This is a genomic window from Mycolicibacterium insubricum, from assembly GCF_010731615.1.
GTDB lineage: Bacteria > Actinomycetota > Actinomycetes > Mycobacteriales > Mycobacteriaceae > Mycobacterium > Mycobacterium insubricum.
The window spans coordinates 2,121,363-2,142,353 of record NZ_AP022618.1 but is presented as its reverse complement, the minus strand read 5'-3'; the positions used below and the strand labels follow the sequence as shown (position 1 = coordinate 2,142,353).

At 67.1% G+C, this 20,991-nt stretch carries 20 protein-coding genes; 13 read left to right on the top strand and 7 right to left on the bottom strand.

The features are described from left to right. Positions 1–2: 2 nt before the first annotated feature. On the bottom strand, positions 3–1,586 hold the full coding sequence (locus tag G6N16_RS10255; RefSeq protein WP_083029813.1) for a multicopper oxidase family protein: 1,584 nt from the start codon (positions 1,584–1,586) through the stop codon (positions 3–5). Between the two features lie 126 nt (positions 1,587–1,712). On the opposite strand from G6N16_RS10255, the gene G6N16_RS10250 reads away from it, so the two are divergent. Next, the gene (locus tag G6N16_RS10250) at positions 1,713–2,468 is read left to right on the top strand and encodes a response regulator (protein WP_083029814.1); all 756 of its coding nucleotides are present in this window, start codon (positions 1,713–1,715) and stop codon (positions 2,466–2,468) included. Continuing rightward, positions 2,465–3,595, top strand: coding sequence for a sensor histidine kinase (locus G6N16_RS10245; RefSeq protein ID WP_083029815.1), 1,131 nt, complete (start codon positions 2,465–2,467; stop codon positions 3,593–3,595). Before G6N16_RS10250 ends, G6N16_RS10245 begins: the two co-directional genes overlap by 4 nt. On the opposite strand, the gene G6N16_RS10240 is transcribed toward G6N16_RS10245, so the two are convergent. Both G6N16_RS10240 and G6N16_RS10235 read right to left on the bottom strand, forming a co-directional pair. Continuing rightward, entirely contained in the window at positions 3,565–3,795 is a 231-nt protein-coding gene (locus G6N16_RS10240; RefSeq protein ID WP_083029816.1) for a heavy-metal-associated domain-containing protein, read from the bottom strand. The two genes, G6N16_RS10245 and G6N16_RS10240, sit on opposite strands and share 31 nt — an antisense overlap. 8 nt (positions 3,796–3,803) lie before the next feature. Then, positions 3,804–4,481 carry a DUF305 domain-containing protein gene (locus G6N16_RS10235; protein WP_083029817.1) on the bottom strand — a complete coding sequence of 226 codons (678 nt, stop codon included), beginning with the start codon at positions 4,479–4,481 and terminating at the stop codon, positions 3,804–3,806. 168 nt (positions 4,482–4,649) lie between these two features. Here G6N16_RS10235 and G6N16_RS10230 point away from each other — a divergent pair, with 168 nt between their 5' ends. Then, positions 4,650–5,057 (top strand): DUF302 domain-containing protein, encoded by a 408-nt coding sequence (locus G6N16_RS10230; protein ID WP_083029899.1) that lies wholly within the window; start codon positions 4,650–4,652, stop codon positions 5,055–5,057. A gap of 509 nt (positions 5,058–5,566) precedes the next feature. Here G6N16_RS10230 and G6N16_RS10225 read toward each other — a convergent pair. Beyond that, positions 5,567–7,957, bottom strand: a complete 2,391-nt coding sequence (locus G6N16_RS10225) for a heavy metal translocating P-type ATPase (RefSeq protein ID WP_083029818.1) — start codon at positions 7,955–7,957, stop codon at positions 5,567–5,569. A 150-nt stretch (positions 7,958–8,107) separates the two neighbouring features. On the opposite strand from G6N16_RS10225, the gene lpqS reads away from it, so the two are divergent. From lpqS to G6N16_RS10175, 10 genes are all read left to right on the top strand, one after another. Then, a complete protein-coding gene (lpqS, locus tag G6N16_RS10220; RefSeq protein WP_083029819.1) occupies positions 8,108–8,572 on the top strand; it encodes a putative copper homeostasis (lipo)protein LpqS in 465 nt (154 codons plus the stop codon). Between the two features lie 117 nt (positions 8,573–8,689). Then, positions 8,690–9,811, top strand: coding sequence for a PLP-dependent cysteine synthase family protein (locus G6N16_RS10215; protein ID WP_083029820.1), 1,122 nt, complete (start codon positions 8,690–8,692; stop codon positions 9,809–9,811). Continuing rightward, positions 9,811–11,061, top strand: a complete 1,251-nt coding sequence (locus G6N16_RS10210) for an MFS transporter (RefSeq protein ID WP_083029821.1) — start codon at positions 9,811–9,813, stop codon at positions 11,059–11,061. The genes G6N16_RS10215 and G6N16_RS10210 overlap by 1 nt, the downstream gene beginning before the upstream one ends. 68 nt (positions 11,062–11,129) lie before the next feature. Further along, positions 11,130–11,438, top strand: coding sequence for a hypothetical protein (locus tag G6N16_RS10205; RefSeq protein WP_163787850.1), 309 nt, complete (start codon positions 11,130–11,132; stop codon positions 11,436–11,438). An 89-nt stretch (positions 11,439–11,527) separates the two neighbouring features. Next, positions 11,528–12,229, top strand: coding sequence for a YcnI family copper-binding membrane protein (locus tag G6N16_RS10200; protein WP_163787849.1), 702 nt, complete (start codon positions 11,528–11,530; stop codon positions 12,227–12,229). Between the two features lie 175 nt (positions 12,230–12,404). Beyond that, on the top strand, positions 12,405–12,659 hold the full coding sequence (locus G6N16_RS21785) for a hypothetical protein (RefSeq protein ID WP_234805762.1): 255 nt from the start codon (positions 12,405–12,407) through the stop codon (positions 12,657–12,659). Beyond that, a complete protein-coding gene (locus G6N16_RS10190; protein ID WP_083029824.1) occupies positions 12,656–14,011 on the top strand; it encodes a hypothetical protein in 1,356 nt (451 codons plus the stop codon). Before G6N16_RS21785 ends, G6N16_RS10190 begins: the two co-directional genes overlap by 4 nt. A gap of 108 nt (positions 14,012–14,119) precedes the next feature. Then, entirely contained in the window at positions 14,120–15,373 is a 1,254-nt protein-coding gene (locus G6N16_RS10185; protein ID WP_083029900.1) for a L,D-transpeptidase, read from the top strand. Beyond that, the gene (locus G6N16_RS10180) at positions 15,370–15,831 is read left to right on the top strand and encodes a hypothetical protein (protein ID WP_083029825.1); all 462 of its coding nucleotides are present in this window, start codon (positions 15,370–15,372) and stop codon (positions 15,829–15,831) included. Before G6N16_RS10185 ends, G6N16_RS10180 begins: the two co-directional genes overlap by 4 nt. Before the next feature lie 42 nt (positions 15,832–15,873). Next, on the top strand, positions 15,874–16,983 hold the full coding sequence (locus G6N16_RS10175) for a YVTN family beta-propeller repeat protein (protein WP_083029826.1): 1,110 nt from the start codon (positions 15,874–15,876) through the stop codon (positions 16,981–16,983). Between the two features lie 18 nt (positions 16,984–17,001). On the opposite strand, the gene G6N16_RS10170 is transcribed toward G6N16_RS10175, so the two are convergent. The 3 genes from G6N16_RS10170 to G6N16_RS10160 form a co-directional block, all read right to left on the bottom strand. Further along, positions 17,002–17,772: a hypothetical protein gene (locus G6N16_RS10170; RefSeq protein ID WP_133052895.1), complete on the bottom strand. Its 771-nt coding sequence runs from the start codon at positions 17,770–17,772 to the stop codon at positions 17,002–17,004. 450 nt (positions 17,773–18,222) lie between these two features. Next, on the bottom strand, positions 18,223–18,822 hold the full coding sequence (locus G6N16_RS10165) for a DUF6262 family protein (RefSeq protein ID WP_133052896.1): 600 nt from the start codon (positions 18,820–18,822) through the stop codon (positions 18,223–18,225). Continuing rightward, positions 18,819–20,774 carry a tyrosine-type recombinase/integrase gene (locus G6N16_RS10160; RefSeq protein ID WP_197913100.1) on the bottom strand — a complete coding sequence of 652 codons (1,956 nt, stop codon included), beginning with the start codon at positions 20,772–20,774 and terminating at the stop codon, positions 18,819–18,821. The genes G6N16_RS10165 and G6N16_RS10160 overlap by 4 nt, the downstream gene beginning before the upstream one ends. Between the last annotated feature and the right edge of the window lie 217 nt (positions 20,775–20,991).

The following is a 20,991-nucleotide window of genomic DNA, read 5'->3' as shown; positions in this document are numbered from 1 at the left end:
TGTCAGCTGCTGTAGTTGAGGGTCGTCATCATCCCGGCATCCATGTGATAGCCGTTGTGGCAGTGCAGCATCCAGATACCGGGGTTGTCGGCGACGAGCAGGACCGACACGGACTGCATGGGTGTGACGATGACGGTGTCCTTGCGCGGACCGGGACTACCGTCGGCCTTGATCACCTGGAAGGTGTGCCCGTGCAGGTGCATGGGATGCCACATCGCGGTCTGGTTGGCGAAGGTCAGGGTGGCGTTCTGACCCTCGTGGATGGTCAGCGGCACGGTCTGGTCGTAGGGCCGGCCGTTGATCGCCCAGTCGTAGTGCATCATCGAACCGGTCAGCCGGGCCTGCATGGAAAGGTCACTGGTGGTGCGCAGTTGGACCTGGGGTGCGGCGGTGAAGGTGTCGACGGTTCCCACCCTGCGGGTCAGTTCGGCGGGCCGGAATGCCGCGTCGGGGGCGCGGCCCGCCCCGGTGGACAGCAGCGCGCGGGCCACGGCGTTCTTCCCCTCGGCCGAGGCGACCAACGGGAACACCCCGTCGCCCGCGGTGACGAGGACGTCGTAGCGCTCCCCCATACCGATCAGCACCGCATCGACGTCCACCGGCTCGACGGGGAACCCGTCGGTGTGGGTGACGGTCATACGATGGCCGGCAAGGGCGACCCGGAAGGCGGTATCGGCACCGGCGTTGATCATCCGGATGCGGATGCGCTGGCCGGGTGCGGCGGTGAATGTTTTAGCCGCCGCTGGTATTCGGCCGTTGATCAGATAGTAGGGGTAGGTGACGTCGCCGCCGTCCCCGCCGAGCAGGTCACTCACCGCGCCCACCCCGGCACCCGGGTTCCCGGGCATCGAACCCATGCCGCCCATTCCCGGCATGCGCCCCATATTGCCCATGGGTCCCCTCGCGGGAATCCCTGCCATGGGGCCATGCCCGGATCGGGCGCCCATGCCCATCGACCTGAGGCCGCTGAAGATCTCCTCGGGACTGCTGCCCACCCCGGAGGTCCAGTCGTCGAGCATGACGATCCACTCGGCGTCGTAGCGTCCCGGTTCTGTCGGGTCGTCGATGATCAGCGGCACGTAGAGGCCGTAGTCGGTGTCCAGGCCGGTGTGCGGGTGCGCCCAGTAGGTGCCCGGGTACGGGGAGGTGAACCGGTAGGTGAACGACGTTGCGGGGTCGATGTTGGGGGTGGCCGGGGCGGCTCCGTCCATGTCGTTGCGCAGCACGATGCCGTGCCAGTGCACCGACGTGGGGTGGTCGAGGCCGTTGTCGATGGTGACGGCGATCTCGTCGCCGACGTTGGCCCGGATCAACGGGCCGGGCAGGAGGTTGTTGTAGGCCAGGGTCCGGGCGCGGGTGCCTCCGAGGTCGACTTCAGCGGCGCCTGGGGACAACCGGGCGGTCACGGTCTTGCCGGTGTGGGGGCGGGCGGCCTCAGCCGCGGCGATCGCCTCGGTGGTGCCGCTGGTCGGGGCGGTGGCGGTGGTGGAGCGGCTACACCCCACCAGGGCTGCACCGCCGACGGCGGCGGCCACCAGAAACCCCCGCCGTGTCAGCGGCACCGCCGGCGGGGGCGCTTGGGTCATCACCGGTCCTGTCGTTGTGGGGCTGCGCTTTCCACTGTGGTCCGGCGGGTGCGGGGGTTTGGTGTTGGTTGTGTGAAGATTCGCTCAAGACGCGGTGTGCCGCGGCTCGGGCGGCACGATGTGAGGATGAATTCCTTACCCGGTGCCGCCGGGGGTGGCGCGGACCTCGGCTATCGCGCGTTGGTGGTCGATGACGAGGCCGCCCTGGCCGACGTGGTCGCCAGTTATCTGCAGCGCGAACATTTCGAGGTGACGGTCTGCCACGGCGGGGCCGAGGCGTTGGCGGTGGCCCGCGAGGTCGATCCCGACGTGGTGGTGCTGGACCTGGGGTTGCCGGGTATCGACGGGCTGGAGGTGTGCCGACAGCTGCGGACGTTCTCCGATGCCTACGTGGTGATGCTGACCGCCCGTGACACCGAGATGGACACCATCGTCGGGCTCTCGGTGGGGGCCGATGACTACATCACCAAACCGTTCAGCCCGCGGGAGTTGGTCGCCCGGATCCGCGCCATGCTGCGCCGGCCACGCACGGCCGCGGCGACGCCGGGCGCAACGGCTGCCGATGCGCAGATGCCGCCCGCCCGCCTCTTCGGGCCGCTGTCGATCGAGCTGGCCAGCCGGCAGGTGTTCCTCGAGGGGGATCTGATCCCGTTGACCCGTACCGAGTTCGACATCCTGGCGGCGTTGTCGTCGCGGCCGGGTGCGGTGTGGAGCCGCCGCCAGCTCATCGACGCGGTGTGGGGTGAGCCATGGGTGGGCAACGACCACCTGGTGGACGTCCACGTCGGGCACCTTCGCCGCAAACTCGGCGACGACCCCGCCGATCCGCGGTTCGTGTTCACCGTCCGCGGGGTGGGCTACCGAATGGCAACCGGGCGATGACGCCGCGGCCGGGGATGGGGATGCGCGGGCGGCTGCTGCTCGCCCAGACACTGGTGCTGCTCGCCGGCGGAGCCACCACCTGGGTGGTCGCTTCGGTGGTCGGGCCGCCGCTGTTCCGCGAACATCTGCACCAGGCAGGGGTGGAACACAACTCCAACGAGCAGTTCCACGCCGAGCAGGCCTATCAGCACGCCACCGCCCTGTCGATCGCGGTGGCGATCACCGTGGCCGCCTCGACCGCGTTCGTCGTCACCGCCTATTTGAGCCGGCGTCTGCAACACTCCATCGCCGAACTGTCGCAAGCAGCCGCGGCGATCGCTGAGGGCCACTACGACATCCGCGTCGCCCCACCGCAACTGGGAGACGAATTCGAGAACCTGGCCGGCTCGTTCAACCAGATGGCGCAGCGCCTGCAATCGGTGGAATCCACCCGCCGCCGGATGTTCGGGGACCTAGCGCACGAAATCCGGACCCCGGTTGCGGTCCTGGAGGCTTACCTGGAAGCCGTCGAGGACGGCGTGAAAACCCTTGACCCTCAGACGATTGCGATGCTGCGCGAGCAGACCGGGCGTCTGGTGCGGTTTTCCGCCGACGCCGCAGCGCTGGCCCAGGCAGAGGAATCCCACACCGCGATCGCCCGGGGTCCGGTCGACACGGCCGAACTCCTCACCGCACTGAAGGCGGCGTTCGCCGACCGCTACGCCGCCAAGGCGGTTGCCCTGCACACCGAAGCCGGCGATACCGCGCCGATCTGGGCTGACCGGCAACGGCTCACCCAGGTACTGGGCAATCTGCTCGACAACGCCCTGCGGCACACCCCCGCCGGCGGGCACGTCACTTTGACCACCACCCGGCGCGGACCGGAAGTGGCCTTCACTGTGACCGACGACGGCGACGGGATCCCCGCAGGGCACCTGCCGCACGTCTTCGAACGGTTCTACCGGGCCGACTCCGCCCGGGACCGGGGTCACGGCGGATCGGGTATCGGACTGGCGATCGCCAAGGCGCTGACCGAAGCCCATGGCGGGCACATCAGCGCGGCCAGCCGCGGACCCGGTCAGGGCACCACCTTCACCGTGGCGGTGCCGGTCGCCTCTCAGAGCGAGGGTGTTCCGACGAGCTCGTAACCCGCGACCGCCACCGCCGCGCGCACCGCATCGTCGGTCAGAGCAGCCGTGCTCGTCACGGTGACTGGTGAATCACCCTGCGGCACCACCTCGACCGCCACCGCGGTGACACCACCCAGCTTCTCCAGCTCCGCGGTCACCGCACCAGCGCAATGCCCGCAGGTCATTCCGCGCACCTGATAGGTCCGGGTCTGGGACATCCCAACCCCTACAGGGAGGACAGGATCTGGTTCATGGTGTCGATCTCTTTCTGCTGGCTGTCCAGGATCGCCTTGGCCATCGCAATCGCATCGGGGAACTGACCGTTCTTGATCTCGTCCTGGGCCATGGTCAGCGCACCCTGGTGATGGGCGATCATCCCGGTCAGGAACAGCTTGCTGGCCTCGACACCCTGGGCGGTGGTCAACGCGTCCATCTGCGCCGGCGACATCATGCCGTCCATCCCGGACATGCTGCCGTGATCCATCCCGGGCATTCCGCTCATGGGCGGCATGCTGTTACCGCTCATCCCCGGCATCCCACTCATCGGCATGCCCCACTGGCTCATCCAGCCTTGCAGGGTAGTGATCTCCGGGCCTTGGGCGGCCTTGATCTGCTCGGCAAGATCGACCACGCGGGGGTCGATGCCCTGCTTTCCGAGGATGATGTCGCTCATCTCGATTGCCTGCTGATGGTGCGGGATCATCCTGTGCGCGAAATCCATGTCGGCCTGGTTGTGGGCGGCCGCCTGGGTTGTTGCCGAGATCTGGGTGGACGTTGACGCCGGTGGACCGGCCTCTGTGGTCGCCGACTTGCTACACGCCCCGATGGCGGCCACCGCGGCCAACGCCACCACGCCGATCGCCACAGTCCTTGTCCTATTCACGCCACTGCCGGTCACACGCATCCCCTTCGTCGTTGAGATCGCTTCCCAGAACAGCCTTCCCCAGACTGGTGCGGGTCTTTTGGTCGTTCTGTGAAGATTCGATAAAGAACCGACCTACTCGTCCCTCTGGGTGGATACCGGTGCCAGATTCGGGAAGTGGACAGCAACGACACACCGGAGGGAACCCGCATGAGCATTGCTATTTCGACGTCGCTGCACTCCTCGTTCGCCGATGCGGTGGCCCGCACCCGGCAGGCCCTAGCCGGTCAGGGGTTCGGCGTGCTCACCGAGATCGACATGAAAGCCACGCTGAAAGCCAAACTGGATCAGGACATGGAGAACTACTTGATCCTGGGCGCCTGCAATCCGCCACTGGCCCACCGGGCGGTGAGCCTCGACCGCCAGATCGGGTTGTTGCTGCCCTGCAACGTCGTCGTACGCACCGACCCCGACGATGCCACCCGGGTGCTGGTGGAGGCGGTGAACCCGCAACTGCTGGTTCAAGTGACCGGGAATCCCGCATTGCAGGACGTCGCCGATGAGGTCACCGGCAAGCTGCGCACCGCGATCGAAACACTGACGCCCACCTCGGCGTAGCTGCTGGCAGTCACACCGGGGTGGGCGTCGGCCCCAAAGCAGTTACTGCGCTGGCATGCAGCGCGGGGCCCCTAAATTTCAAGCACTTCGAGGGCTATCCGTGACCGATGGGCGGGCAGTCCATCGGCATGTCGCCGTTGGGCGCCGGCTGTTGGTTCACACCACCCAGTTGCCCCGGTCGCGTCAGTGGGTTGCCCGAACCGGGGTCTGTCTGACCGGCGGGTGGATGAGCCATCTGGCTGCACTCCGTAGTGGGCTCGGCCGCAGCTACGGGGGCACTGCCGAGCAGTAGCGACAGACCGAACGCTGGGGCAGCAGCAATGACGGTGAGGCGACGGGTGCCTTTTCTGACTGTGGCAGCTGATCTGTTGAGAACTCCGGCCACGCGCGGCTGGGATGTGAACATGGGACCCTCCATACTGTGTTTGGTTGTTGTCTGAGTCTTTGAAATCCGACCCCGTCCCGGGGTTTAGAGCTGGCCGGCATCGCCCCCCGGCGCTTCCCGGGTTTCATTGGGTGACCGTTACGGGGCCGGGGTTGCTAGGCGCCGCCGGGGGTGCCGGAAGTTTGAGGCCCTTGAGCATCAGGGCGTTGACGGCCACGATGAGACTGGATCCCGACATTGACAACGCGGCGATCTCCGGGCGTAACACAAGCCCGAACGCCGGTTGGAACACCCCGGCTGCGATCGGGAGCGCGATCACGTTGTAGCCCACCGCCCACCACAGGTTCTGGCGCATCTTGCGCAGGGTGCCCCGCCCGATCCGCAACGCGATCGGCACATCGAGGGGATCGGAGCGCATCAACACCAGATCGGCGGTTTCGATCGCAACATCGGTGCCCGCCCCGATCGCCACCCCCAGGTCGGCCTGCGCCAGCGCGGGAGCGTCGTTGACGCCGTCGCCGACCATGGCGACCTTGCGGCCCGCCTTCTGCAGGTCGGCGATCTCGGCGGCCTTGTCCCCGGGCAGCACCTCGGCGATGACGGTGTCGATGCCGAGTTGGTCGGCGATGCGGCGCGCGGTGGCCTGATTGTCACCGCTGAGCATCACGACCTGCACACCCAGGTCGTGCAGGTCCCGGACCGCGGCGGCGGAGGTTTCCCGGGCGGCATCGGCCAGCGCGATCACACCCACTCCGCGGCCGTCGACGGCGACGAGGACCGCGGTGCGGCCGGTGGAGGCCCATTCGTCGCGGCGGCCCATCAACGCCGCCGGGACGTCCACGTCCTCGTCCACCATCAGTTTGCGGTTGCCGACGGCCACCCGCCGGCCGTCCACGGTGGCCGTGGCCCCGTGGCCCGGCACGTTGCGGAAGCCGGTCGCGGACGCAGCGGTCGCTCCCCGTGCGGTGGCGTGGCGCACGATCGCGGCGGCCAGCGGGTGCTCGGACTCTTTTTCCACCGCCGCCACCAGGCCCAGCAGTTCGGGCTCGCTGATTGCCTCGGCGATGAGGTCGGTGACTTCGGGCTCGCCTTTGGTCAGGGTGCCGGTCTTGTCCATCACGACGGTGTCGATGCGCGCCGCGGTTTCCAGGGCGGTCGCATTCTTGAACAGCACTCCGCGTTTGGCGCCCAGACCGGTGCCGACCATGATGGCCGTCGGGGTGGCCAGACCGAGGGCGTCCGGGCAGGTGATGACCACGACCGTGATCGCAAACAGCAGTGCGGTCTGCACCCCTGCCCCGACGGACCACCAGACCAGGAAGGTCACCGTCCCGCCGATCAGCGCGACGAGCACCAGCCAGAACGCCGCCCGGTCGGCCAGTCGCTGCCCGGGGGCCTTGGAGTTCTGCGCCTGCTGGACCATCGCCACGATCTGGGCCAGCACGCTGTCGGAGCCCACGTTGGTCGCCCGTACCCGCAGTGTGCCGGTGGTGTTGATCGACGCCCCGATCACGGTGTCCCCGGCGGCTTTGGACACCGGCAGGCTCTCCCCGGTCACCATCGACTCGTCGACGTCGGAGGCGCCCTCCTCGACGGTGCCGTCCACGGCGATCTTGGCCCCGGGCCGGATCAGCAGCAGGTCCCCGGCCACCACGTCGGCGGTGGGCACCTCCACCGGTTCGCCGCCGCGGATCACCACCGCCATCGGTGGGGCCAACTCCAGCAGGGTGCGGATCGCCTCGTTGGCCCCGCCGCGGGCGCGCATCTCAAACCAATGTCCCAGCAGCACAAAGGCTGTCAGCACCGATGCGGCCTCGTAGAACACCTCGCCGCCGCCGGTGAAGGTGATCGCGACGCTGTAGAGCCAGCCCGCGCCGACTGCGACGGCGACTAGGACCATCATGTCCAGGGTCCTGGCGCGCAGCGCCCGCCAGGCGCCGTCAAAGAAGATCCACGCCGAGTAGAACACCACCGGCAGGCTCAACAAGAAGCTGAACACGTCGTCGCGCAGCCCGAACGGGGCGGGCACATGGAACCCGAGCATGTCGCGGCCCATCGGCGAGAACAGCATGATCGGGATCGACAACACCAGTGCCACCAGGAACCGGTTGCGCATATCGCGCACCATGGCGTCCATCGACATGCCGGCGTGTCCGCCGTGGCCCATCATCTCGTGCGGGCTGTGCTGTGTCGCCGGGGCGTGATGGGCGTGTTCGCCGACTACCTGATGGTCGGCGGGGTGCTCTGCGGGCGGGCCGGCAGGCTCTGACATCGGGTCGCACATGTGGTCGGGAACCGAGCGGCCCGCGCAGTGGAAGCCGCACTCGCGCACCCAGTTGGTGAGGTCGGCCACGGAGGTCGCCGTTGAGTCGTAGGTGACCGTCGCGGTCTGATTGGCCGCGTTGGCGTGCACCCCGGTCACCCCCGGGCGGCGCGTCAGGGCCGACTCGACCACCGCGGCGGAAGTGGCCCAGTGCAGGCCGTGAACGTCGAGTACCGCGGTCGAGGTGGGCATGAATCTCCTTAGTGCTGCGGCCCTCGTCATGGCTTCCCACCGGGTCCTGCCGGGAAACTCATCCACGCCGAACGCCGTCTTCGGTCCACTTCGACCGTCCTCCCCGCTCGCTGCAGGGGCGGTAGGGGTTTGATAAAGATTCAACGAAGATTGCTCGAAGCGCAGTTCGGGACGGCCGGATCGGGCACGCACGCTGCTACCGTCGGCATCATCATGGTCACCCGACGGACACTGCGCAGCGCCCGGTTCTGGGCGGCGATCGGACTGGTGTTCGTCGCGCTCTTCAGCGCGGCACCGGCCAGCGCGGCCTCCCCGGCTGCCCCGCAGGTCGACCACCATGTGACCGCTGACGGCCACCACGACCAGCTTGCCTTCACCGACCACGCCCATATCGGCGCCGCCGCGACAGCTGATGCTCAAGACGAGGTCGGCGACATCGTGGCCTCCCGGTTACGCCCCGCGTTGCTGGCCGTGGGCCTGCTCTTCGCCGCCGCACTGCTGTGGGGATTGCTGCCCCGGGAGACGCCCCTGGTCGGGCGGGATCCCCCGCGCGGGCCGATCGTGGTTTCTTCGGGCCGTGACGTTCTGGCCCGGCTGTGCATTTCGCGTCGCTGATCGGATAGCGCAGACCGCTCGACCCCGCCACCCGGCGCGGGTTGGTCGGTCGGTGACTGTTGTCCACTTCAGCGGCCGCGCTTGTCGATCGCGGCCTCGCATGGAAGCGATCCCCCGATGACCTCTGTTCTTCCTTTCGACCCCCCGCACCGGCGCCGCACCCATCCGCGGCTGCTGCATGGCCAGGACCCCGCCGCAACGATTGCCGCCACGGTGGGCAACACCCCGATTCTGCATATCACCACCCCGTTCACCGGTGGCGATCGAGGATTCTGGGCCAAACTCGAAGGCTTCAATCCGGGCGGGATCAAGGACCGCCCCGCGCTGCACATGGTGGAGCGGGCCCGCGCCCGCGGAGACCTTGCCCCCGGGTCACGGATCATCGAGTCCAGCAGCGGCACACTGGGTTTGGGCCTGGCCCTGGCCGCCAAGGTGTACGGGCACCCGGTCACCGTGGTCACCGACACCGGGCTGGAGCCGATCGTGGCCCGGATGCTGTCGGCCTACGGCGTCGTGGTCGACCAGGTCAGCGAGCCACACCCCGACGGCGGATGGCAGCAGGCCCGATGCGATCGGGTCGCACAGTTGCTTGCCGAGGACCCCGGCGCCTGGCATCCCGACCAGTACAACAACCCCGACAACGTCGACGCCTACCGCGGACTCGCCCTGGAACTGCAGGCCCAACTGGGCCGCGTCGACGTTCTGGTGTGCTCGGTGGGCACCGGAGGGCACTCGGCGGGGGTGGCGCGGGTGCTGCGGGAGTCCAACCCCGGCATGGAGTTGATCGGGGTGGACACGGTCCGGTCCACGATTTTCGGGCAGCCGGCCGGGCCGCGGTTGATGCGCGGGCTGGGATCGAGCATCTATCCCCAGAATGTGGACTACGAGGCATTCACCGAGGTCCACTGGGTCGCCCCCGGCGAGGCGGTGTGGGCATCGCGGGAACTCGCGGCGGCTCAGTATGCGACCGGCGGGTGGAGTGTGGGCGCGGTCGGCCTGGTGGCCGGATGGGCGGCGCGAACCTACCCGGCCGGGACCACCATCGCCGCGATATTCCCCGACGGTCCGCAGCGCTATTTCGACACCGTCTTCAACGACGACTACTGCCGCGAGCATGGACTGCTGGATCAGCAGCCGCCGCCGTCGGAGCCGCTGACGGTTGCCGATCCCACCGAAACGGTCATCACTTCCTGGACCCGCTGCGCCACGGTGGTCGACCCGACCCGGGCGGTGCGCTGATGGGCGTGGTCGCTTCGTGGCGCAGTTTCGGCTGGCCGAGCCGGTTGCTGATGATCAACCAGTTCGGCATCAACCTCGGCTTCTACATGCTGATGCCCTACCTGGCCGGCTATCTGGCCGGGCCGCTGGGGTTGGCGGCGTGGGCGGTCGGCCTGGTGCTGGGGGTGCGCAACTTCTCCCAGCAGGGCATGTTCATCGTCGGCGGCACCCTGGCCGACCGGCTGGGCTGCAAACCGCTCATCGTGGCGGGCTGCCTGCTGCGCACCGCGGGCTTCGGGCTGCTGGTGTTCGCCCAATCACTACCCATGGTGCTGATCGCCTCGGCTGCAACGGGTTTCGCCGGGGCGCTGTTCAACCCGGCCGTGCGCGCCTACCTGGCCGCCGATTCCGGGGAGCGCCGCGTGGAGGCGTTCGCAGTGTTCAACGTCTTCTACCAGGCCGGCATCCTGGCCGGGCCGCTGGTCGGCCTGGCGTTCATGGCCGTGGACTTCCGGGCGACCGCCGCCGCGGCGGCCGCGGTGTTCGCGCTGCTGACCATCGCCCAGCTCTTCGCGCTGCCCCGCCGCGACCCCGACCCGGTCGAGGACCAGACCTCGATCTGGCAGGACTGGCGCGCCGTGCTGGCCAACCGCTCCTTCCTGCTGTTCGCCGCGGCGATGACCGGCTCCTACGTGCTGTCCTTCCAGGTCTATCTGGCCCTGCCTTTGCACGCCGCGGACCTTGCACCCCAGCACCAGGCGCTGCTGATCGCCGCGCTGTTCGTGGTGTCCGGCGTGGTGGCTGTGGCCGCACAACTGCGGGTCACCCGCTGGTTCTCCTCGCGCTGGGGAACCAGCCGCTCCCTGGTCATCGGCATGACCGTGGTGGCACTGTCCTTCACCCCGCTGATCCTGTTGCCCGACACCCGGTTCGGGACACCTGCTGGGATCGCGGCGCTGCTGCTGAGCACCGCCGTGCTGGCGATCGGTTCGGCCGCGGTGTTCCCCTTCGAAATGGACACCGTGGTGGGCCTGTCCGGCGGCCGACTGGTCGGCACCCATTACGGCTTCTACAGCACCATCGTCGGCGTCGGCATCCTGGCCGGCAACGTCGCCACCGGGGCGCTGATGCAAGCCGCCAACCAGCACAGCCTGGGAGTACTCGTGTGGACGGCGCTGACCGGCATCGGACTGCTCTGCACCGCCGCACTGCACACCCTCGCCCGCAACGGCCACCTCCGGGAAGCCCACCTGGCAACGGCGAACCCATGACAAACAGCCCCGCACGGAAACGGGGTCCCGACGAGCAGAAACCCGCACGACACCGACTGGAGGAACTCATGTTCACACCCCCGCACCGCATCGCCGGAAAGCTCACCACGGCCCTGCAACAGCTACGGCGCAAAACCCGCGCTGTCGCGGTCATCGCCGCCGCCCCCGCCGTCGCCCTGTCATTGCTGGGCAGTGCACCCTTCATCGAGGACGACTCCACAACCAGATGCAGCGTCATGGCTCATCCGCCCGCCGTTCAGACAGACCCTGGCGCCGACAACCCCCTGACCCGACCGGGGCAGGTGGGCGGCCTGAACCAGCTACCGCCACCCAACAGCGACATGCCGATGGACTGCACACCCGTCGGCCACGGATAACCCTCTCAATTTCCGAAACGAGTCGCTCGGCACGCCGAGCGTCCGCGCACCACACCCAACACCCAACACCCAACACAACGGAGGTACCGATGTTCACACCCTTGCGGCGCACAGCCGGAGTCCTATTGGTCAGCGCGGCCGTGGCCCTGATTTTCAGCCCGTCGGCGGCCGCCCACGTCGACGCCACCCTCGATGGCACCGGCCCGGGCGGATTCGGCGTGGTCACCCTGGGGGTTCCCACCGAGGCAGGTAAGCCGCCCACCACCAAGGTCGAAGTCCGCATCCCCGAGGAGACACCGCTGCGGACGGTGCGGGCCGAACCGGTCGCGGGCTGGACGCTGGACATCCAGAAGCGCAAGATCGACCCGCCGCTGCGCAAGGACGACGGAACCCCGGTCAACGAGGTGGTCAGCACAGTGACCTGGACAGCGGCCCCCGGTGGCGGCTTCCCGCAAGGGCAGTTCCAGGAATTCGCCCTCTACCTAGGGCCCATGCCCGACGCCGACACCTTCGCCTTGCCCACCACACAGACCTTCTCCGACGGCTCCAGTGAAGCGTGGACCGAGCAGAGCACCGGCGGCGACAAGCCCAAGTTCCCCGTCCCCACCGTGACCATCGGGAAGCAGGCCACCGGCGGGCTGCTGCCCGTCATCGCCTGGACCGCGCTGGGGTTCTCGGTCGTCGGATTGGGCCTGGGGGTGTTCGCGATCGACCGGGCCTCCCGCCGGCCCGCCGGCGGCGACCCGTCGTCGGACACCCGGGCACTGACCCCCGACCCCGCGGTGCACTGACGCGATGCGCCGGTCAACACTCGCCGTCTTCGGTGTCCTCGTCGCCCTTGTCGGCTCGGGATGCGGTTCGACGGCGACACCCCCGCTGGAATCATCCGCGTCGGGAAATGCCCCCCCGCTGACGTCCGCGGCCGGCGTTCCGAGCGCCCCGCCCCAGGTCGGGACACTCCTCCCTGTGAGCATCGCCGGGGGCACCGTGACCCCCACCAACGCCGAGGCAACGGCGGTTGCGGGGGAGCCGATCACACTCGAGGTCAACAGCGATGCATCCGACAGCATTCACGTGCATTCGATTCCCGAACATGTCTTCGAGGTACAGGCCCGTCCCGGTCAGCGCTTCGAGTTCACCGTCGAGGTTCCCGGTCAGGTGGACGTGGAGTTGCACGATCTGAACAGGACCATCGTCACCATCACGGTCCGGCCCCGATGAGCGAGGCAGGCGAGACCGTCCTCGCCCACGGGGTGGGCGGTTCCACCGATCTGCCGATCCCCCTGAACTATGCCCTCGTCGGCGGTGTGTGGGCACTGATCCTGACCTTCGCCGTCGTCGCGGTTGCCTGGCGCACACCGAAGTTCGACCCGGCCAAACCCGGGCGCGCCTTGCCGGGCTGGGTGACCACCGCCGTGGACTCGCGCCCCGTGCGCAGCATCCTCGCGGCGGCGGCGCTGCTGGTCACGGTGTGGGTTGGCATCGCGGCAATCTGGGGACCGCAGAACGCCGATAACGCCCTGCCGGGCTCGTTCTACGTCCTGCTCTGGGTTGGTCTGGTCGCCGTCTCGGTCCTCCTCGGGCCCGTCTGGCGGGTGATCTCCCCGGTGCGCACCCTCTGGGGACTTCTGGGCGGCAAGCGGACCGGGCATCCACCTCGGGGATACCCGCAACGCTGGGGATACTGGCCGGCGGCGGCAGGCCTGTTCGCGTTCGTGTGGCTGGAACTGGCCAGCCCCGATCCCGGCTCACTGGGGGCGATCAAGCTGTGGATCCTCGCCTACGCCATCGCCATGTTCGCCGGCGCGGCGGTGTTCGGGTCGCGGTGGTTCGCCCGCGCGGATCCCTTCGAGGTGTACAGCATGACCGTGTCCCGGCTGGCGCCGTTGCGGCGCAACACCGCTACCGGACGCATCGTGGTGGGAAACCCGCTCGATCACCTGCCCACCCTGCCGGTGCGGCCCGGCACCGTCGCGGTGATGGCGATGCTTCTCGGCTCCACGGCCTTCGACAGCTTCTCCGGGTTCACAGGCTTCCGCAACTTCGTCGACCGCAACGCCGCCGGCGTACCGCTCGTCGGTGAGGCCGGCGGCGGCTCCGCAATCAGGACCGTTGGCCTGCTGGTCTTCGTCGCCGTTGTGGGCGTGACGTTTTCGGCCGCGGCCCGCGCGACCGGCGGCGTCACCCGCGAGCAGCGCCGCGAGTTGCCCGGCCGGCTGGCGCACTGCCTCATTCCGATCGTCGTGGGCTACATCTTCGCCCACTACCTGTCCTACCTGGTCGAGCGCGGCCAGGAGACGGTGGTCCGTCTGGCCGACCCCTTGGGCGCAGGCTGGCAGCTGTTCGGGCTCGATTCCGGCGACGTGGTCTATGTGCTGTCGCTGAACCCGACGCTGCTGTGGACCATCAAGGTCGCCTGCGTGGTGGCCGGCCACGTCGTGGGTGTCCTCGCCGCCCACGATCAGGCGCTGCGGGTGATACCGGTGGGCCACCAACTGACCGGACAACTCGCCATGATGCTGGTGATGGTCGCCTACACCCTGACCGGGTTGTACCTACTCTTCGGAGGATGAGCGCAGTTGCACACCGGCCGAACTACCGCGATAACCGGACCCAGGCATCTGCGGCGGCGTGCGCTACTGATCGTGCACCTGGCGGTCCTGCTCGCCGTAGTGGTCGCGATGCCCAGCGCGTTGAGCTGCCCGCCGCTGCTGTGTGCCCGTCACGCCGAGTCGGCCCCCGACTCCCACCGCGCCGTGGTGCCACCGGCTCCGGTCACGCTGTCGATGAGCCTTGCACCGAATGCGCAGCACGTCGATCCGCTCGCACCGGTCACCGTCACCGCGACCGCCGGGACCCTGCTGAGCGTGAGGATGGTCAACGACGCCGGCAAGCCCATCGACGCGGTGGTGACCCCGGACAACACGGTGTGGAAACCGACCGTGCCGTTGGGGTACGGCCGCACCTACACCGTGACCGCCACCGGCCGCGGTGAAGACCAGACGACCCGGGCTCTGGTGTCGAGTTTCACCACCCTGATCCCGGGCAATCAGGCCGCGGTGCGGCTGACCACCACCGGCAACCAGAATTTGGTCGACGGCGGCACCTACGGCATCGGAACCGTTGTGGTCGCCCGGTTCGACGAACCCGTCCCCGACCGCGCCGCCGCCCAGCGCACCCTGCGGGTCACTACCGACCCGCCGGTCGAGGGCGCCTGGACGTGGCTCGACGACGCCACCGCGCACTGGCGGCCCCGCCACTACTACACGCCGGGAACCACCGTGTCGGTGGCAGCCAACATCTACGGCGTTCCCCTCGGCGACGGCCTCTACGGGCAGGCCGACACCGCGGTCAGCTTCCGCATCGGCGACGCCCACGTCTCGATCGCCAACGACATCACCAAGCAGGTCAGCGTGTTCAGCAACGGAAAGCTGGTGCGCACCATGCCCACCTCGATGGGCATGGGCGGCAGTGAAACCATCGGCGGGCGCACCATCAGCTTCTGGACCCAGCCCGGCGTCTACACCGTGATGGACAAGGCCAACCCGGTCGTCATGGACTCCTCGACCTACGGGCTGCCGATCAACTCCCGGCTGGGCTACAAGGAAACGATCAACTGGGCGACCCGCATCAGCACCGACGGTATCTACCTGCATGAACTCGAAGACACCGTGTGGGCGCAGGGCAACACCAACGTCTCCCACGGCTGTTTGAACCTCAGCGCCGACAATGCCCGCTGGTTCTACGATTTCTCCCAGCCCGGCGACGTCGTCGAGGTCCGCGACACCGGCGGAGCTCCGCTGGAACTGTGGCAGAACGGGGATTGGAGCGTGCCGTGGCCGCAGTGGCTCGCCGGCGGCACAGCCACCCCCAGCCCGCCGCCACCTGCGGGCAACAACGCGGCGAGCACACCGGACGGACCCGGGAGCCGATGAGCAACCACCACGGTGATCAGCACGGCGGGCGCCGCCGACTCTGGTGGACCGCCGGGCTGGTCGGTGCCGGGGCGGGGGCCGCCGCGATCGCCGTGGGCACCGGTGCGCTGCGACCGGCAGGACCGGGCGAACACGCCCCCACCGCCGCAGAGCTGGCCCAGCAGCGATGCCAGTCCGACGTGCTGCAGCGACTGGTCTCCCCCGCCGCAGCCACCATCACGGAGCTTCGCACCGAGGCGAGCACCCTCGACACCGACGGCCGGGACTTCTCCTCGCTCAACGCCAGCGAACCGCTCACCGGTATCGACGCCTCGCGCATCACCGTGCTCAACGTCTCCGGCGTGACCCACGCGCCCAGCGAAGTCGGCTCCACGATCGAGGACCATTTCGACTGCCGCGCCTATTTCGTCGACGGGGCACTCGCCCACACCCTGGTCGTCTTCGACCACGGCCACTAGCGTTGACACCCTAGGAAGCACCACACAGGCAAGGGGGCCGCCATGGCCACCGCACGATTCCTCACCGCCGCGACGCTGAGCGTGGCCTGCTTGAGCCTGGGCGCCTGTTCGGGACGCCAAAACGCCGCCCCCTCCGCACCGCCAGCGGCCGCCGCGACCGGTTCGGTTTGGGTCGCCGACGAAGGCGCCGACAGCCTCAGTGTCATCGACGCGGCCACCCACTCGATAGCCATGACCATGACCGGCATCAACGCCCCCCACAACGTTCAGGCCGTTCGTGACGGCGCAGTGGTGTACGCAACCAGCGGCGCCGACATGGTGGTCGCCATCGACCCGATGACCTACCGGGTCACCGCCACGGCCCCGACCGGATCCCACCCCGCCCACGTCATCGAGGCACCCAACGGCAAGGTCTACGTCACCAACGCCGGGGACGGCACTGTGTCGGTGTATCAGGGGCAGGGCCTGATCCCGGCCGGCGAGATCACCCTCGGCGGGATGCCGCACGGGATGCGGCCGGCTTCCGGAGGTTCAGTGATCGTGGTGGCGAACATGACGGCCGGCGCCCTGGACCTGATCGACCCGGCCACCGACCGCGCCGTCGGCGCAGTGCCGGTGGGCACATCCCCCGTACAGGTCGCCGTGAGCGCCGACGGCCGATACGCCTACACCGGGATCACCGATCCGCCCAGAGTGGTGAAAGTCGATCTGTCCCAACGCAAAGTGCTCGAAGCCGCGGCCGTGCCCACCCCTGCCGTCCAGCTGTATCTGACCCCCGACGAGAAGACCATCGTGTCCGCCGACCAAGGCAGCCGCGACAAGCCGGGCCGCACCCTGTCGGTCATCGACACCGCCGCGATGACCACCCGGTCAACCGTGCCCACCGGATCCGGCCCACACGGCGTCGCGATCGACACCACCGGACACTTCGCGTGGGTCACCAACAGCTACGACAACACCGTCTCCGCCATCGACCTGACAAGCCTGTCGGTGTCGGCAACCATCCCGGTCGCCGCCGCACCCAACGGCATCAGCTACTCACCCCGCCCACCGGCGCCCGCAGCTGCCGCCACAACCACTCTCGACATCCCAGCACACACCACCGCCGCCCCACAGGAAAGCCCGCCCAACCCGCACAGCGGGCACCACTAACTCACCGCTGCGGCAGCCTCAGTCGTCGTGATGGTGTTGGTGACCGTCAGTCTCGCCACCTGAATCCGACTCCGGCGACTCCGATTCCGGCGGTGCCGTTTTCGCCCCCGGCGCCACCACCGGCGAATCGGCCGGAGCCGAATGGCCCTGATCGGCATCCATGTCGAGTGACATATCCGTCACCGGCAGCCCCTGGCCGTCCTGCTGCAACGGCAGTGGCGGTGTCCTCACGCCATCGGCATCGGGAACCTGCGCCTCCAAGGGATGCTGGTGACCCTCCATGTTCGCCTCGGGAGTGGCGTGGTGCCCACCCTGCGCCTCCACAGCAGCTCCGTGGTGATGATGACCATGACCCTGCAGGCTTGCCGCCAAGCCAACCGTCACAGCTCCCGCCATGATCGTGCTCGCACCCATCAAAACCACTGACCTACCCAAACCCGAGACCTCGTCAGCCTGATACTTCCGCGACCACGCCCACGCCGAACCCATGACGACATAGCACTGCAGCAGCAGCACACAGATCCCCGCGGCCCCCACAGCCTCGGGCTCACCGGCCGCCGGCCCAAAAGGCGGTCCGCTAACGCACGCCATCACCCACAAACCAGCCGTCCCGACATTGGCCACAATCCCGGCCGACAGCACCAAAGCCCCCGGCCGCGACCACGCGAAAAAAGCCCAAACCAGTTGGAACGTCGCCAATGCCGCGAAGAAAACCCCGGAGGGCAACCAATCCCGCCAATGCATCGGTGTCACCGCAAAGTGGATGACGGCCGCACCGAAAGAAGCCACCGCCGCGCACCGCGCAGCGAGCCGGCTATCGGTCCTCGTCACATCCCTGGCGCCCACAGATCGACGGTGACAGGGCAGAGCAATCAGCGCGAGCACCAGCGCATCACAATCACGTCCCAGATCACACCGACGTCAAGTCGGGAACACCTACCCCGATATGGCGATCCCGCTCGACGGAAACTCTACGACGATCCGCAGCGAGTCTGCCGAGCATTCGAGGGTGATGAACCGCTTTAAGGACGCTCTTATTGCCATGAGAACACGGTTGCGGCTGTGGGGTGGCTACGCGCCCTCCGCTGGCGCGGTGGCGAGTAGGAAGCGCAAGCTTGCGCAGCGTCACCGCGTCGTGCCCACTTCCAGGATTGCGCCCAGATCGCCAGATTCCGCGAAAAAGGGATTTCCCACCAGACACGGAGCACGTCGGATCTCGCAACAGCATTCATGAACTAACTAATCCCCCTTAACTCCATCTCTAGTCAGGACCGTGACTTCGAGTTCCGCGATCCTTTCATCTAGCGACCTGTTATTGGCCCGCGCTGCCGCCAATCTCTCTTCGGTATTGCGAAGATCTTGCTTTATTTCCCGGACCTGAAGTGCTAGTGATTCGTTTTCGCCCAGCAACCGTTTGGCGCTCTCCTCTGGCAAAGCAGACTCAAGCTCTTCAATCTTCCCAAGCAGTGAGCCAATTGTTCTGCGCTGCAGTGTTATTTCACCTCGCGCCTCACTTAAGCTGTCCTCCGCGTTGAGAGCTCTCTCACGCCAGATCGCTTCTCTCCGGCTTGCATTCCGTTCCGCAGCAAGCGCACTAGATTGCGCCGCCTTCACCCTGAAGTCCGAAAGCATCGTTCGCGCGTCCGCATTCTGGTAAAGAAAGGTACGAGAGACCCGTGCCCGACGAGCTACTTCCGCGGCCGTGAGACCCTCGCCGCGTTCGTCCAGTTGGCGCATCGCCTTTGCAAGCCTTTCGAGCATCGCCGAGACGTTCTCCCGACGTGTCTGATTCGCAGCGTCGGTCCGCCGCGCCTCCTCCCTCGGCTGATTCCTTGTCATGCCGGTGAGCCCGCGTCTGCAAGCTCGCCAAGATCCGCAACCGAGAAAGCTGTGTTCCAAACCCTGTTGAAGTAGTCCTGAGGACGCCGGAGGTCAAGCGTGAGAGCCTCTTCCAGCAGTCCAACACTTGAGAGCGCGCGTTCTAGTCCGGCGATCGCTCGCGCAGTCGGCTCGAACACCTTGTGAAGATAGTCAGCCGTTACGTCATCGGGCGCACGTTCGGCAATGGAGCGCCACTGTTCCTGCTTGCGACGCCAGTAGACCAGGTCCGCGCCGGACATGACGAACTTGTCGCAACCATGACAGTTGAGGTTCCAAGGGCAGGCTGAGCCCTTTACGACCGGCTGAAAGGTGCAGAAGCCACCGTCCGCGGGCGCACTGCGTCTGGACAGGTCAATCGCCAGATTACGAGCTTCTTCGCGATTCAGCGGCTCTTGCGGCGTTGAAAGCAGCCGTCCAGGCTCAGATGCGGATGGACCTGCGACCCATAGTGTCTGCAGAACTCCTTCGAGGTCGGAGTCTGTAATCGTCACGTAATGCTCGGCCATGCGATCACTGACTTGCCCTAGGTATCGACGGATATGCGTCAGCGTTGCGCCAGCCCTCAGGAGGTTTGTCGCGAGGGTATGGCGGGCTTGATGGGGGACGGAAGGCGGTAGGTCCATCTCCTGAACCCACTGGCTGAAGCTTCTGCTGAAGAACCCGTAGGAAATCGCCCGCTGCTCGCTTCGGTTTCGGACACGCGAGGGAAACAACGCGATATCCCGACGTTCCGCCGCGGTTGGCCGGCGGCCCTGCCGACTTTCGAACCGCACTAGCGTCTTTTCCTGGCGGGCAACGATTAACGCGTAGATGCGCTCCGGGATCCTTATGCCCGCGTTGAGGTTCCCCACCTTCGTCTGGTCGTGCCAGAGCATTGGAAGGCTGCCGTAGCGGCCGACACAATCGAGTCGCAGGGAAAGAACCTCGCTGCATCGGCGCCCGGTTGCCAAAATCACTTCCCAGACGTCACGAAGACCCCGGTCGTATGGATCGAATTTGGCGGCGAACGCGGTTAGGTTCGCCTCGTCGGCCAACACCCTTGCGACGTCATCGCTATAGGGATTGCGGGAGGCCCTACTATCGCTTCCACCGTAGGGAAACGCCGTAATGAAATCTCTCGGCAGCTGAATCTCATCTGCCCGTCCGGACTCCAAAGCGCTGTAGAGAAGCTTCCGAATATGGTTGAACACGATACGTCGGGTCGTGCCAGTGACAATCGACGGCCTCTTGTCCGGACGCTTCACACCCAGGGAAGCCATCTTGTTCTTCTCCCTTCGCCGCTGGTCGGCAACGAATCCTTGTGCATGTTCTGTTGTTAGCAGAGGTGGGAGCTTGCCCCCTTGGGGTGCATTGAGGTCCAAAAACGCGCTTAGTTCAACGGCGGCTCTACGGAAGCTGTCGAAGGGACCGCGGCTTCTCGGCGGATTGGGGGAACGAAGGAGCTCGGCGAGGTGGTCCCAGAGCAAATCGCGTAGCCAAGGCTGCTGCACACCCGATAGATCGAAATAGCTTGCCGCCGTTGGGAAGCGGTGACCAAAATGATCCGTCTCAATGAAGCCGGCGTCTCTTGTATCCGAGGGGCTGAAGTAAACCGGTCGGAGCCTGTCGATGATCTCTCTGGCGACCATGGCGACGCGAGCGTTCACGGTCTTGCGATGGCTCAGCTCGGCCTCAAGGTCGAACAGCGATCCGTATCCCCGCTCGCGACAGTGATTAATGAGACGTTGGATCTCATACGCCTGCCAGCACATGGGGTCGGTGTCCAGTGTGTGCGCATACAGACCCCACCTGATCTCTGCCGAGAGAACAGGCTGAAGACCAAGCAGATTGAGGACGCCAACTCGTTGTAATGGCGACTGCTTCGCGCACCAATCCTTGAAATCGCGTGGATTCTCCGCATGGACGCTCACAGGAAGTCCCTGAGGTTCCAGGTTCCTCGCCCACTGCCAAGGGAGTTCCACCCCTCCAGGTTTGCCGGCTGCGGAGTAGCGATCCGCGTGCCCGTGGCAGAGCCCGAGGGGGCTTGCTGCCGGATCGTAGCAAACAAGGCACAAGCAGGTGCCGTATCCAGGAAGGGGCTCCTGCCTGCTCAACCACTCCTCGAATCCCCCAGTGCCATATCGTTTT

Coding starts and splice junctions, on each gene's coding strand:
- G6N16_RS10255 (WP_083029813.1), bottom strand. CDS start 1,586: ATGACCCAAGCGCCCCCGCCGGCGGTGCCGCTGACACGGCGGGGGTTT.
- G6N16_RS10250 (WP_083029814.1), top strand. CDS start 1,713: ATGAATTCCTTACCCGGTGCCGCCGGGGGTGGCGCGGACCTCGGCTAT.
- G6N16_RS10245 (WP_083029815.1), top strand. CDS start 2,465: ATGACGCCGCGGCCGGGGATGGGGATGCGCGGGCGGCTGCTGCTCGCC.
- G6N16_RS10240 (WP_083029816.1), bottom strand. CDS start 3,795: ATGTCCCAGACCCGGACCTATCAGGTGCGCGGAATGACCTGCGGGCAT.
- G6N16_RS10235 (WP_083029817.1), bottom strand. CDS start 4,481: ATGCGTGTGACCGGCAGTGGCGTGAATAGGACAAGGACTGTGGCGATC.
- G6N16_RS10230 (WP_083029899.1), top strand. CDS start 4,650: ATGAGCATTGCTATTTCGACGTCGCTGCACTCCTCGTTCGCCGATGCG.
- G6N16_RS10225 (WP_083029818.1), bottom strand. CDS start 7,957: ATGCCCACCTCGACCGCGGTACTCGACGTTCACGGCCTGCACTGGGCC.
- G6N16_RS10215 (WP_083029820.1), top strand. CDS start 8,690: ATGACCTCTGTTCTTCCTTTCGACCCCCCGCACCGGCGCCGCACCCAT.
- G6N16_RS10210 (WP_083029821.1), top strand. CDS start 9,811: ATGGGCGTGGTCGCTTCGTGGCGCAGTTTCGGCTGGCCGAGCCGGTTG.
- G6N16_RS10205 (WP_163787850.1), top strand. CDS start 11,130: ATGTTCACACCCCCGCACCGCATCGCCGGAAAGCTCACCACGGCCCTG.
- G6N16_RS10200 (WP_163787849.1), top strand. CDS start 11,528: ATGTTCACACCCTTGCGGCGCACAGCCGGAGTCCTATTGGTCAGCGCG.
- G6N16_RS10190 (WP_083029824.1), top strand. CDS start 12,656: ATGAGCGAGGCAGGCGAGACCGTCCTCGCCCACGGGGTGGGCGGTTCC.
- G6N16_RS10185 (WP_083029900.1), top strand. CDS start 14,120: ATGCCCAGCGCGTTGAGCTGCCCGCCGCTGCTGTGTGCCCGTCACGCC.
- G6N16_RS10180 (WP_083029825.1), top strand. CDS start 15,370: ATGAGCAACCACCACGGTGATCAGCACGGCGGGCGCCGCCGACTCTGG.
- G6N16_RS10175 (WP_083029826.1), top strand. CDS start 15,874: ATGGCCACCGCACGATTCCTCACCGCCGCGACGCTGAGCGTGGCCTGC.
- G6N16_RS10165 (WP_133052896.1), bottom strand. CDS start 18,822: ATGACAAGGAATCAGCCGAGGGAGGAGGCGCGGCGGACCGACGCTGCG.